Origin of the sequence: Burkholderia sp. 22PA0099 (assembly GCF_047497165.1) — a bacterium.
Classification (GTDB): domain Bacteria; phylum Pseudomonadota; class Gammaproteobacteria; order Burkholderiales; family Burkholderiaceae; genus Burkholderia.
Map to the genome: position 1 here is coordinate 2,526,476 of NZ_CP163165.1, position 11,490 is coordinate 2,537,965.

10 protein-coding genes are annotated in these 11,490 nt (G+C 70.0%); 6 read left to right on the forward strand and 4 right to left on the reverse strand.

Annotated features, from left to right (window positions below; genetic code table 11):
- Window positions 1-423: 423 nt before the first annotated feature.
- The 6 genes from AB4851_RS26640 (at window position 424) to AB4851_RS26665 (ending at window position 7,445) form a co-directional block, all read left to right on the forward strand.
- A complete protein-coding gene (locus AB4851_RS26640; protein ID WP_414449486.1) occupies window positions 424-1,359 on the forward strand; it encodes an ABC transporter substrate-binding protein in 936 nt (311 codons plus the stop codon).
- Window positions 1,356-2,534, forward strand: a complete 1,179-nt coding sequence (locus AB4851_RS26645) for an ABC transporter permease (RefSeq protein WP_414449487.1) — start codon at window positions 1,356-1,358, stop codon at window positions 2,532-2,534. The genes AB4851_RS26640 and AB4851_RS26645 overlap by 4 nt, the downstream gene beginning before the upstream one ends.
- A complete protein-coding gene (locus AB4851_RS26650) occupies window positions 2,531-3,469 on the forward strand; it encodes an ABC transporter ATP-binding protein (RefSeq protein WP_414449488.1) in 939 nt (312 codons plus the stop codon). Before AB4851_RS26645 ends, AB4851_RS26650 begins: the two co-directional genes overlap by 4 nt.
- A 118-nt stretch (window positions 3,470-3,587) precedes the next feature.
- Window positions 3,588-4,349 carry an ABC transporter permease gene (locus AB4851_RS26655; protein WP_414449489.1) on the forward strand — a complete coding sequence of 254 codons (762 nt, stop codon included), beginning with the start codon at window positions 3,588-3,590 and terminating at the stop codon, window positions 4,347-4,349.
- A 413-nt stretch (window positions 4,350-4,762) separates the two neighbouring features.
- Window positions 4,763-6,397 carry a methyl-accepting chemotaxis protein gene (locus AB4851_RS26660; RefSeq protein ID WP_414449490.1) on the forward strand — a complete coding sequence of 545 codons (1,635 nt, stop codon included), beginning with the start codon at window positions 4,763-4,765 and terminating at the stop codon, window positions 6,395-6,397.
- Between the two features lie 343 nt (window positions 6,398-6,740).
- Window positions 6,741-7,445, forward strand: a complete 705-nt coding sequence (locus AB4851_RS26665) for a glutathione S-transferase N-terminal domain-containing protein (protein ID WP_414449491.1) — start codon at window positions 6,741-6,743, stop codon at window positions 7,443-7,445.
- A gap of 70 nt (window positions 7,446-7,515) precedes the next feature.
- Here AB4851_RS26665 and cobM read toward each other — a convergent pair whose 3' ends face one another.
- From cobM to cbiE, 4 genes are read right to left on the reverse strand one after another with little or no spacing between them, the layout of a single operon-like run.
- Window positions 7,516-8,241, reverse strand: coding sequence for a precorrin-4 C(11)-methyltransferase (gene cobM, locus AB4851_RS26670; protein ID WP_414445077.1), 726 nt, complete (start codon window positions 8,239-8,241; stop codon window positions 7,516-7,518).
- Window positions 8,242-8,292: 51 nt separating this feature from the next.
- Entirely contained in the window at window positions 8,293-9,048 is a 756-nt protein-coding gene (locus AB4851_RS26675; RefSeq protein ID WP_414449492.1) for a cobalt-precorrin-6A reductase, read from the reverse strand.
- Window positions 9,045-10,166: a cobalt-precorrin-5B (C(1))-methyltransferase gene (locus tag AB4851_RS26680; protein ID WP_414449493.1), complete on the reverse strand. Its 1,122-nt coding sequence runs from the start codon at window positions 10,164-10,166 to the stop codon at window positions 9,045-9,047. Before AB4851_RS26680 ends, AB4851_RS26675 begins: the two co-directional genes overlap by 4 nt.
- Complete coding sequence (gene cbiE / locus AB4851_RS26685; RefSeq protein WP_414449494.1) at window positions 10,166-11,383, reverse strand: precorrin-6y C5,15-methyltransferase (decarboxylating) subunit CbiE; 1,218 nt, start codon at window positions 11,381-11,383, stop codon at window positions 10,166-10,168. Before cbiE ends, AB4851_RS26680 begins: the two co-directional genes overlap by 1 nt.
- Between the last annotated feature and the right edge of the window lie 107 nt (window positions 11,384-11,490).

An 11,490-nucleotide genomic window follows, 5' to 3' on the forward strand; every position in this document is an offset into this window, starting at 1 on the left:
AAGACGGCGAAGGCAGAACGACTACTGCGGGGATGCACATTGAACGCCTCGCAGCGGCGGTTCGCCAATTGAATCGCGCTATGGCGCTTCCGCTTCCATCACACGCGCATCGTGCATCTACATCGCGAAATTCAGTGCCGCATCGCCTGCCATCGTGCCCTCGTTCGATCGAGCCATTACCGGCGCGCCATGGGCGCACCCCATCCGATTCGTGTGATGAGCACGGCGATTTCGCCCCACCTCGCTCACGGCCCCGCCATCGCACGTTGCGTGCCGCCTGCACGGCCATTCACCGCACGCGCACAACCCGGTCCGATCTGCCCCCGAACCGTTTGCCAAAGCGGCGCCAGTCGCGTAACTTGAACGCCGCCTGGCGGATTGCGCGCCACATTTCAGACCGTCCCGCAAGGAGGCCGCTTCACGATGAATTCCGCCGTTCACCGCCGCGTCTTCGCGGCTGTTTCGCTTGCCGCCGCCCTCGGCGGCAGCCTCGCCGCCAACGCGGCCCACGCCGATTCGATCACGGTCGCCTCGAAGATCGACACCGAAGGCAGCCTGCTCGGCAACCTGATCTCGCAAGTCCTCAAATCGCATGGCCTGACGGTGGTCGACAAGATCAGCCTCGGCGCCACGCCGATCGTGCGCAAGGCATTGACCTCGGGCGAGATCGACATCTACCCCGAATACACCGGCAACGCCGCGTTCTTCTTCAACAAGGCCGACGATCCGGTCTGGAAGGATGCCGCGCGCGGTTATGCCGAGGCCAAGCAGCTCGACTACTCGGCCAATCATCTGGTCTGGCTCGCGCCGGCACCGGCGAACAACACCTGGGGCGTGGCCGTGCTCGGCACGATCGCGCAGCAGCAGCACTTGAAAACGTTCAGCGATTTCGGCCACTGGATCGCCGGCGGCGGCAAGGTCAAGCTCGCGGCCTCGGCTGAATTCGTCAACAGCGCGTCGGCGCTGCCGTCGTTCGAGAAGGCCTACGGCTTCAAGCTGAAGCCCGATCAATTGCTGGTGCTGTCGGGCGGCGATACGTCGGCCACGATTCGCGCCGCCGCCGCGCAAACCGATAGCGTCAACGCCGCGATGGTGTACGGCACCGATGGCGCGATCGCGGCCTCGGGCCTCGTGCTGCTCGACGACGACAAGAAGGTGCAGCCCGTCTACGCGCCCGCGCCGGTCATCCGCGAGGCCGTGCTGAAGGCCCACCCGCAGATCGCCGACTGGCTCAAGCCGGTGTTCGCGAGCCTCGACCTCAAGACGCTTCAGACGCTGAACAGCCGAATCCAGATCAACGGCGAACCGGCCGCGCACGTCGCCGCTACCTATCTGAAGGCCAAGGGCTTCGTCAAATGACGGACGCCGCCGCGCCCGCGGCGTACCGGTCGCGCCTCGACCGCGTCGGCGTGCTGGTCGCACTGGTCACGCTCGGCGCGCTCGCGTTGCCGTTCGTCACGTTTCGCGCGAACCGGATCGTGCCCGGCCACGAGCTGTCGATCCTCGCCACGTTTCCTCATGCATGGGGCGCACTGGCCGCTGCCGGCTGGCTCTCGGCAGCCGCCGTTGCGCTGTTGCCGGGCCGCCCGGCCTGGCGCGCGGCGGCCGGCATGGCCGCGCTCGTGTGGCTCGGCGGCTGGCTCGGCGCCGCGCCGGCCCGGCTGGTGGATGCCGATTCGGCCAGCATCGCGCGCATTTCGCCGGCGGCCGGCGCGTGGCTGCTGCTGTTTGCGTTCGCGGTGCTGATCGCCGACGCGTTCGCGCGGCTCGGGCCGTCGCCGGCGCGGCGCATCGGCGCGCTGGTGCTGGCCTTGGCTGCACTCGGCGCGGCGCTCGCCAGCGGCGCATGGGACGGCCTCTCGGTCATGCAGGAATACGCGGTGCGCGCCGACAGCTTCTGGGCCGAGGCGCTGCGCCATCTCGAACTGGTAGCCGGCTCGACGTTCGCGGCGTTCGCCGTGGCGCTGCCGGTGGGCATCGCCTGCGCACACCGGCCGGCCTGGCGCGCCGCGCTGCTGCCGGTGCTCAACGTGGTGCAGACCATTCCGAGCATCGCGCTGTTCGGCATCCTGATGGTGCCGCTCGGCCTGCTGGCCGCCCACCTGCCGCTCGCGGCCGCGCTCGGCATCGGCGGAATCGGCCCGGCGCCGGCCTTGGTCGCGCTGTTCCTCTATGCGTTGCTGCCGATCGTCTCCAGCGTGGTGGTGGGCATCGACGGCGTGGACCCCACCGTGGTGGAAGCGGCCCGCGCAATGGGCATGGCGCCGCGCCAACGCGTGATCGGCGTGGAACTGGCGCTCGCGCTGCCGGTGATCCTAGCCGGGCTGCGCATCGTGCTGGTGCAGAACGTGGGCCTGACGGCCGTCGCGGCGCTGATCGGCGGCGGCGGCTTCGGCACCTTCATCTTCCAGGGCCTGGGCCAGGCGGCCAGCGACCTCGTGCTGCTCGGCGCGCTGCCCACCATCGCACTCGCGTTCGTGGCGTCGGTGGTGTTCGACGCGGCCATCCAGTTGTCGAAACGGAACCCCCGATGATCGAAATCGATCGCGTCACCCGCCGCTTCGGCCCGCTTCTCGCCGTGGACGATGTCTCCCTGACGATCGCCCCCGGCACCGTCACCGCGCTGGTGGGCGCCTCCGGCAGCGGCAAATCCACGCTGCTGCGCATGATCAACCGGCTGATCGAGCCGAGCAGCGGCACGATCCGCATCGACGGGGTCGATACCGCGAGCGTGGGCGGCGAAACGCTGCGGCTCGGGATCGGCTACGTGATCCAGGGGCACGGCCTGTTTCCGCACTGGACGGTCGCGCGCAACATCGCCACCGTGCCGACGCTGGCGCGCTGGCCGAAGGCGCGCATCGAGGCGCGCGTCAACGAACTGCTGGAACTGTTCGAGCTGGAGCCCGCCGTGTATGCGCACAAGCTGCCGCATCAGTTGTCGGGCGGCCAGCAGCAGCGCGTGGGCGTGGCCCGCGCGCTGGCGGCCGAACCGGCGATCCTGCTGATGGACGAGCCGTTCGGCGCGCTCGACCCGATCATCCGCGGCAAGGCGCAGGACGATCTGGCCGCGCTGCAACAGCGCCTGAAGATCACCGTGGTGCTGGTCACGCACGACATCGACGAGGCGCTGCGACTCGGCGACCAGATCGCCGTGATGGACGGCGGCAAGGTGCTGCAGGCCGGCCCGCCCGCGCACATCCTCGCGCGTCCCGCACCGGGCTTCGTCGAGCGGCTGGTGGCCGGCGCCGAGCGGCCGCTGCGGTTGCTCGCGCTGACGCCGGTGGCCAGGCTGGCCGAGCCGGGCCGGGCCAGCGGCGCGCCGATCGACGGCCGGCGCTCGCTGCGCGACGCGCTGTCCGAACTGCTGTGGCGCGGCGCCGATGCGCTGCCGGTGGTCGTGCCGCCCGGCGCGGGCGAGCAGCGGATCACGCTGGCGGCGCTGGTCGCGCATGCGCGGAGCGGCGCATGAACGCCCTGCCGTCGCGCCACGCCGCCGCACCCGCCGCGCAAGCTTCGGCCGCAGCACGGTGCCGCGCCGCCGGCTCCGCCGCCGCGCAAGTTTCTCCCGCAGCACGGTGCCGAGCCGCATGACCGGCCGCCTCGTTGCCGCCGTCGCCCGGCTCGCCGCGCTGGCCGCCCTGCTCGTGCTGGTGCTGCGGCCGGCGTGGCTCGAACCGCTGTTCGCGCCGCTCGCCGAACATGGCGCACCGGCCATCTACGACCGCGCGAGCCTCGTCAGCCTGACGCTCTCGCATCTGGCGCTGGTGGCCGTATCGAGCCTGATCGGCTCGGCGCTGGCGATCCTGGCCGGCATCGCCGTCACGCGCCCGGCCGGCGCCGATTTCCTGCCGGTGGCGCGCAGCATCGCGAACCTCGGCCAGACCTTCCCGCCGGTGGCCGTGCTCGCGCTTGCCGTGCCGGCCGTCGGCTTCGGCGCGAAGCCGGTGCTGCTCGCGCTGACGCTGTACGGCTTGCTGCCGGTGTTCGAAAGCACGCTGGCCGGACTCGGCTCGATCGCGCCGGCCACGCTCGATGCCGCGCGCGGCATGGGAATGAGCGCGCGCCAGCGGCTCATGGCGATCGAGCTGCCGCTGGCCGCGCCCGTGATCCTCAACGGTGTGCGGCTGGCCGTGGTCATCAACCTCGGCACCGCCACGATCGGCTCGACGGTGGCCGCCCAGGGCCTGGGCGACGTGATCATCGCCGGCCTGCAAACCTCCAACACGGCGTTCGTGCTGCAAGGCGGCGTGATCGTCGCGCTGCTGGCCGTGCTCGTGTATGACGCGCTCGGCGTCGCCGCGCGCCGCTTCGCCCCGTCGCGGGCCACCTCGGGCAACAGCGCCGAGTAAATCCCTACCCGTTTTTCGGCGTTTCCGATTTTCATTCAATCCTATTGATTTTCTCGATTGAAAATCGGAAACGCCGATTTTCCATATCTCCCTATCGTTTCCACACTTAATCGGTGCGCCAAAAATTCATTGGCAAATATCCAATTTCGGATAGCGCCATCGATTCGTCATATCAATTGACACGCAAACGATTTCCATTTAAATATGCGGGAATTTTTATAGCTCAAACCCTTACTGCATAAGGATTTTCTTATCGATAAGTGTTTGAATATTTCCGTCTTGCTTCTTTGATGCGGGTCAACGATATTGGGGTTCGGGAAGGTAAAGAAACAAAGCTGCATCCCGTTAACCTATTTACAACGAACGATCACCTTGTGCATCGTCGATCCGAACCCTATTAAGAGAGGCCATCCATGAACATCCTGCGGCGGAGCATCAAACATAAACTGCTCGGTGGATTCGGCATCCTTGCCGTGATTGTCGTTGCCGTTTCGGCGTTCGCACTGAACGCGCTCGAAAATGCGAATCAGGCCTTCATCAGCTACACAGCCGGCATCAACGCACGCGCCAACACGGCCGCGCAGATCCGCAACGCCGTGGACCGCCGCGCCATCGCCGCACGCAACCTCGTGCTGGTGACCAAGCCGGACGACATCACGCTCGAAACAACCGATGTGCAGAGCGCCGATGCCGACGTGCAGCGCTACCTGGCGCAACTGCAAACGCTGCTGACCAACGCCACCGACGCCTCGCCGAAAGCCCACCAACTGGCCGCCAACATCGCCGAAATCGAAAGCCGCTACGGCCCGGTGGCGAGGGATATCGTCAAGAAGGCGCTCAATGGCCAACGCGAGGAAGCCACGCTCGAAATCGACGACAAATGCCGGCCGCTGCTGGCCGAGCTGGAGCGCGCGACCAACGCCTACGCCGACTACGTGCGCACGCAGGAGTCGGACATCGCTCAAATCAATCAGGACCGTTTCACGCAAACGCGCATGCTGATGTTCGGCGTGTGCGCCGCCGCCGTGGTGCTGGCTGCGATTTCCGGGCTGTGGATCACGCGCTCGATCACGCGGCCGCTGTCGGAGGCGGTGCGCGTGGCGCGTACGGTGGCCGACGGCGACTTGACGAGCCGCATCGAGGTGCGTGGCCACGACGAAACGCGCGACCTGCTCGAAGCGCTCGACACCATGAACACGCGGCTCTCGGATATCGTCGCGCGGGTGCGCGAAGGCAGCTCGGGCATCGCGCTGGCGGTGGGCGAGATCGCCGCCGGCAACGTCGACCTCAGCGTGCGCACCGAGGAACAGGCCGCCTCGCTGCAGGAAACGGCCGCCACCATGGAAGAACTGACGTCCACGGTGCGCCTGAACGCCGAGAATGCCCAGCAGGCCAGCTCGTTCGCGTCGAGTGCCTCGGAAGTCGCGCAGCGCGGCAGCCATGCGGTCGGGCGCGTGGTGGATACGATGAACGACATCGGCGAGCGCTCGTCGAAGATCGCCGACATCACCGGCATGATCGAGGGCATCGCGTTCCAGACCAACATCCTCGCGCTGAACGCCGCCGTGGAAGCCGCGCGGGCCGGCGAACAGGGCCGCGGCTTCGCGGTGGTGGCGTCGGAAGTGCGTTCGCTGGCGCAGCGTTCGTCCGCGGCGGCCAAGGAAATCAAGGAGCTGATCACCGCCTCGGTGCAGACCGTGCGGGACGGCTCGGTGCTGGCCGGCGATGCCGGTCGCACCATGGCCGAGATCACCCAGGCCGTGGCGCGCGTGACCGACATCATGGGCGAGATCGCCGCCGCGTCGGCCGAGCAAAGCCGCGGCATCGATCAGGTCAACCTGACCATCACGCAGATGGACGAAACCACGCAGCAGAACGCGGCGCTGGTCGAACAGGCGGCGGCGGCGTCGAAATCGCTCGAAGCGCAAGGCCGCCAGCTTGACGAGACGGTGTCCACGTTCCGCGTCGAGCAGGGGCGCCGGGGCGGCAACGCAGCGGCCGAGCCGATCCGCGCGAGCCAGACCGATTGGCGCATGGCGACGGTATGAGCCGACCTCTCGCCTGCCGAGCGACGGCGCAACACGCGCCGCTCGCCGGCTCGGCCGGGGCCTGAACACGCTGCCCCGGCCTTCTCCATCCTCCCGCAGCACCACGAACGCCCGGCGAGGCGCAACGCCCGAACGTCCTTGTCGTTACGCTCGGACCAGTTCGGGTAGCCCGACGCGCTGTTGGGCTCCGGGTCGATGCACCCAGCCCGTGATCAAGCACCGGGCGCTCCATCCTGCGAAAGCGGCACGCGCCAACGGCCCCCGGCGCGTGCCGCGCCCTGTGCGGCAGCGATCGGCCGAACCGGCTATGATCGCCACACCTCAACTCCGACCGAGCCGCCCCATGAGCGACCTGTCCGCCTTCCCGATCACGCAGAAATGGCCGGCCGCGCACCCGGACCGCATCCAGCTCTATTCGCTGCCCACGCCGAACGGCGTCAAGGCCTCGATCGCGCTGGAAGAACTCGGGCTGCCCTACGAGCCGCACCTGGTGCGCTTCGACACCAACGACCAGTTTTCGCCCGAATTCCTCTCGCTGAACCCGAACAACAAGATTCCGGCCCTGATCGACCCGAACGGCCCCGGCGGCAAGCCGATCGGCCTGTTCGAATCGGGCGCGATCCTGCTGTATCTGGCCGAAAAAACCGGCAAGCTGCTGCCAGCCGATCCGGCCGCGCGCTACGAGACGATCCAGTGGCTGATGTTCCAGATGGGCGGCATCGGCCCGATGTTCGGCCAGCTCGGCTTCTTCCACAAGTTCGCCGGCCGCGAATACGAAGACAAACGCCCGCGCGATCGCTATGTGGGCGAATCGAAGCGCCTGCTCGGCGTGCTCGACGCGCGGCTCGCCTCGAACGCGTGGATCGTCGGCGACGACTACACGATCGCCGATATCGCCACGTTCCCGTGGGTCCGCAACCTGGTGGGCTTCTACGAAGCGCGCGAGCTGGTGGAATTCGACACGTTCAAGCACGTCGCGCGCGCACTGGAAGCCTTCGTGGCGCGCCCGGCCGTCGAACGCGGCCTGACGATTCCGGCGCGCAACTGACCGGCTGATCGACCCAGCCCGACGGGCCGCTCGCGCACTGCGCGGCGGCCCGTTTTTCATGGCATCGCCATCACGCCTTGGCGTACAGCGTCGAATCGTCGAACTGCTCGGTATCGAGCACGCGGCCGATCAGGATCAGCGCCGTGCGCTCGATCGCCGTGCCGGCGATCTTGCCGACGATGTCGGCCAGCGTGCCGGTCACGCGCGTCTCGTCGGGCCAGCTCGCGCGATACACCACCGCCACCGGGCAATCGTCGCCGTAATGCGGGCGCACCTCCTCGACGATCTTCGCCAGATGGCGCACGCCCAGATGGATCGCCAGCGTGGCGCGGTGCGCCGCCAGCCCGCCGAGCGCCTCGCCCTCGGGCATCGTGGTCTTGCCGGCATAGCGCGTCAGGATCACGGTTTGCGCCACGCCGGGCAGCGTCAGTTCCACACCGAGCGTGGCCGCGCAGGCCGCCGTGGCCGTCACGCCCGGCACGATTTCATAAGGAATCCCCAGTGCCTTGAGGCGGCGGATCTGCTCGCCGATCGCGCCGTACAGCGACGGGTCGCCCGAATGCACACGCGCCACGTCCTGGCCCTTCGCATGCGCGTCGGCCAGCAGCGCGACGATCGCGTCGAGATCGAGTTCGGCCGTGTTGACAACCGTTTCGGCGCGGTGCCCGTCGAGCACGGCGGCCGGCACCAGCGAGCCCGCGTAGAGGATCACCGGGCAGCCGCGCACGAGGCGCTGGCCCTTCACCGTGATCAGTTCGGGGTCGCCGGGGCCGGCGCCGATGAAATACACCGTCATCTGGGAGGTTCTCCGTTCACGGAAATGAAATGGGATGGGTCGAGCGGCCCGTCATGGCGCGCCAAACTCGGCCAGCGCCTGCGCGAGCGCGTCGGGCGTGTCGAAGCGGCGCTCGGCGGCGGGCAGCGCCGGACGCGCGATCATCAGCACCGGCACGCGCCGTTCGCGCGCCACCGCCAGCTTGGCCTCGGTGGCCGCGCCGCCGCTCATCTTGCTGACCAGCACGTCCACGCCGAGCAGCGCGAACAGCGCGCGTTCGGCGTCGAGCACGAACGGCCCGCGCGCGGCGATCACGTTGGCGCACGCGTTGCCCGGATGCGGATCGAGGCAGCGGATCGTCCAGTGCTGATGCGGCGGGATCGCGTCGAGATGCGCGAGCGGCTCGCGGCCGAGCGTGAAGAACGGCCGGCGATAAGGCGCGAGCGCGGCCGTCAGCGCCGCCCAATCGGGCACGCAACGCCAATCGTCGCCCTCGCCCGGCTGCCACGGCGCGCGATCGAGCGCCCAGTACGGCGTGCCGGTCGCGGCGCAGGCGGCCGCCGCGTTGGCGCTGATTTGCGCCGCGTACGGATGGGTCGCGTCGGCCAGCAGCGCGATGCGGTTCTCGCGCAGGTAGGCCGCCAGCCCTTCGGCGCCGCCGAAGCCGCCGATCCGCACGCCGCAGGTCAAGCCCTCGGGCGTCTTGCCGAGGCCCGCGAGGCTGTAGACGGCCGACGCGGGCAGCGTGCGCGCCACCTTCAGCGCGTCGCCGGTGCCGCCGAGCAGCAGGATGCGCGGGGCGTCGGCGTGATGGGGGGTGTCGTTCATCGTGCGCTCCCGACGAAGCCGCCCTGCCGATCGATCGCGAACACCTCGACGGCCACGCCGTCGGGCACGATCGCGCGCGCCACCGCCAGCGCCTGCGCGCAGACGGCATCGCCGAGCGGCACGCCGGCCGCGTGGGCCAGCGCGAGCGCCTGTTGGCTGGTGTTGGCGGCCAGCATCGCCTGCCGCAGCGCCGAATCGGCGCCGGCGTCGGCGGCCCAGCCGGCCAGTTGCGGCAAATCGATGCTCGAATGCCGGCTGTGCAGATCGAGATGGCCGGCCGCGAGCTTCGAGAACTTGCCGAAGCCGCCGCACAGGCTCACGCGCGCGACCGGCGCGCGGCGCAGATGCTTGAGCACCGCGCCCGCGAAGTCGCCCATCTCGATCATCGCGATCTCGGGCAGGCCGTAGTGCGCGCGCATCGCGTCCTCGCTGGCGTTGCCGGTGCAGGCGGCGATATGCGTCACGCCGTTGGCGCGCGCCACGTCGATGCCCTGGTGGATCGACGCGATATAGGCCGAGCACGAGAACGGCCGCACGATGCCGGTGGTGCCGAGGATCGACAGCCCGCCGACGATGCCGAGCCGCGGGTTCATGGTTTTCAGCGCGAGCGCCGCGCCGCCCTCCACGCCGATCGCCACCTCGAAGCCGCCCGCGTAGCCGTGGTCGGCCGCCAGTTGCAGCAGGTGCTCGGTCATCATGCGGCGCGGCACCGGGTTGATGGCCGGTTCGCCCACCGCGAGCGTCAGGCCGGGCCGCGTGACGGTGCCCACGCCATCGGCCGCGTGGAAGCGCACGCCGGGGAGCGCCGCGAGCGTCACGCGCGCGTAGACCACCGCGCCGTGCGTCACGTCGGGATCGTCGCCGGCGTCCTTGACGGTGCCGGCCTCGGCGATGTTGGCGGTCATGCCTGCACCCGTGCCCGGGTTCGCCGCCGCACGGCGGCAATACACCAGCCGCATCGTCACGTGCTGGCCCTTCGGCAGCACGATCTCGCTCATCTCGTCGGCCTGCCCCGTCAGCAGCAGCCGCGCGGCGGCCAGCGAGGTGGCCGTCGCGCAACTGCCGGTGGTGTAGCCGCTGCGCAGCGGCGCGGGCTGTTCGGCCGTTTCCTCGCGCATCACCCCCCCTCCGTGCGCGGCTTGCGGACCTCGTACAGCGTGACCGGCAAGGCCTGCCGCCAGGTGTCGAAGCCGCCGAGCGGCGCGGCCGTGGCGAGCGCGACGCGCGTCAGCGAGCCGCCGTGCCGTTCGCGCCAGGCGAGGACCGCGGCCTCGGCCTGCAGCGTCACGGCGTTGGCGACCAGCCGGCCGCCCGGCTTCAGCGCGGCCCAGCAGGCGGCCAGCACACCGGGCTCGGAGCCGCCGCCGCCGATGAAGATCGCGTCGGGCGCGGCCAACCCGTCGAGCGCGGCCGGCGCGCGGCCCGCGACGATCGCGAGGCCCGGCACGCCGAGCCGTTCGGCGTTGCGCGCGATGCTCGCGCGGCGCGCGTCGTCGGCCTCGATCGCGATGGCGGTGCACGAGGGATGCGCGCGCATCCATTCGATGCCGATCGAGCCGGAGCCCGCGCCGACATCCCACAGCCGCTCGCCCGGCGCCGGCGCGAGCCGCGCCAGCGTGATCGCGCGCATGTCGCGCTTGGTCAGCTGTCCGTCGTGTTCGTAGGCGTCGTCGGGCAGGCCCGGCACGAGGCCGAGCGCGGGCGCCTCGGCGTCGCGCACGCAGTCGAGCGCCACCAGGTTCAGCGCTGCGACGCCGGGTGCGGGCCACGCGTGCGCCAGCGCGTCGATGCGCCGCTCGTCGGGGCCGCCCAGATGCTCGAACACGCTCAGGCGCGTCGCACCGTAACCGGCTTCGGTGACGAGCCGCGCGAGCGCCGCCGGCGTGGCGCCGTCGGCACTCAGCACGATCAGGCGGCGGCCGTGATGCAGATGGCGCGCGAGCGTGGCGAGCGGCCGGCCGACGCACGAGATCACGTCGAGATCCTGCAACGCCCAACCGAGCCGCGCCGCCGCGAACGACACCGACGACGGCCCCGGCAACACCCGCAACGCCTCGGGCGGCACATGCCGCGCGAGCGTCGCGCCGACGCCGTGGAACATCGGATCGCCGCTCGCCAGCACGCACACCGGCGTGCCGCGATGCGCGAGCAGCGCGGCGATGTCGAACGGCTTCGGCCACGGTTCGCGGCGCGCGCGCAGGCAGCCCGGCAGCATCGCCAGATGACGCTCGCCACCCACCACCACGGCCGCGTCGATCAACGCGCGCCGGGCGTGCTTGCCCAGGCCCGCGAAGCCGTCGTCGCCGATGCCGATTACCGTCAGCCACGCCGTCATGCCCCGTTCCCCATCCGTGTTTCGCCCTCGTTCAATACGCGCCCGGCCCACCGCGCGCCGGGGCGCGCAGCGTATCTCGGCCAGGCGAAAGCAGGCATAATACAGCC

Coding starts and splice junctions, on each gene's coding strand:
- AB4851_RS26640 (WP_414449486.1), top strand. CDS start 424: ATGAATTCCGCCGTTCACCGCCGCGTCTTCGCGGCTGTTTCGCTTGCC.
- AB4851_RS26645 (WP_414449487.1), top strand. CDS start 1,356: ATGACGGACGCCGCCGCGCCCGCGGCGTACCGGTCGCGCCTCGACCGC.
- AB4851_RS26665 (WP_414449491.1), top strand. CDS start 6,741: ATGAGCGACCTGTCCGCCTTCCCGATCACGCAGAAATGGCCGGCCGCG.
- AB4851_RS26680 (WP_414449493.1), bottom strand. CDS start 10,166: ATGCGCGAGGAAACGGCCGAACAGCCCGCGCCGCTGCGCAGCGGCTAC.
- cobM (WP_414445077.1), bottom strand. CDS start 8,241: ATGACGGTGTATTTCATCGGCGCCGGCCCCGGCGACCCCGAACTGATC.
- cbiE (WP_414449494.1), bottom strand. CDS start 11,383: ATGACGGCGTGGCTGACGGTAATCGGCATCGGCGACGACGGCTTCGCG.
- AB4851_RS26660 (WP_414449490.1), top strand. CDS start 4,763: ATGAACATCCTGCGGCGGAGCATCAAACATAAACTGCTCGGTGGATTC.
- AB4851_RS26650 (WP_414449488.1), top strand. CDS start 2,531: ATGATCGAAATCGATCGCGTCACCCGCCGCTTCGGCCCGCTTCTCGCC.
- AB4851_RS26655 (WP_414449489.1), top strand. CDS start 3,588: ATGACCGGCCGCCTCGTTGCCGCCGTCGCCCGGCTCGCCGCGCTGGCC.
- AB4851_RS26675 (WP_414449492.1), bottom strand. CDS start 9,048: ATGAACGACACCCCCCATCACGCCGACGCCCCGCGCATCCTGCTGCTC.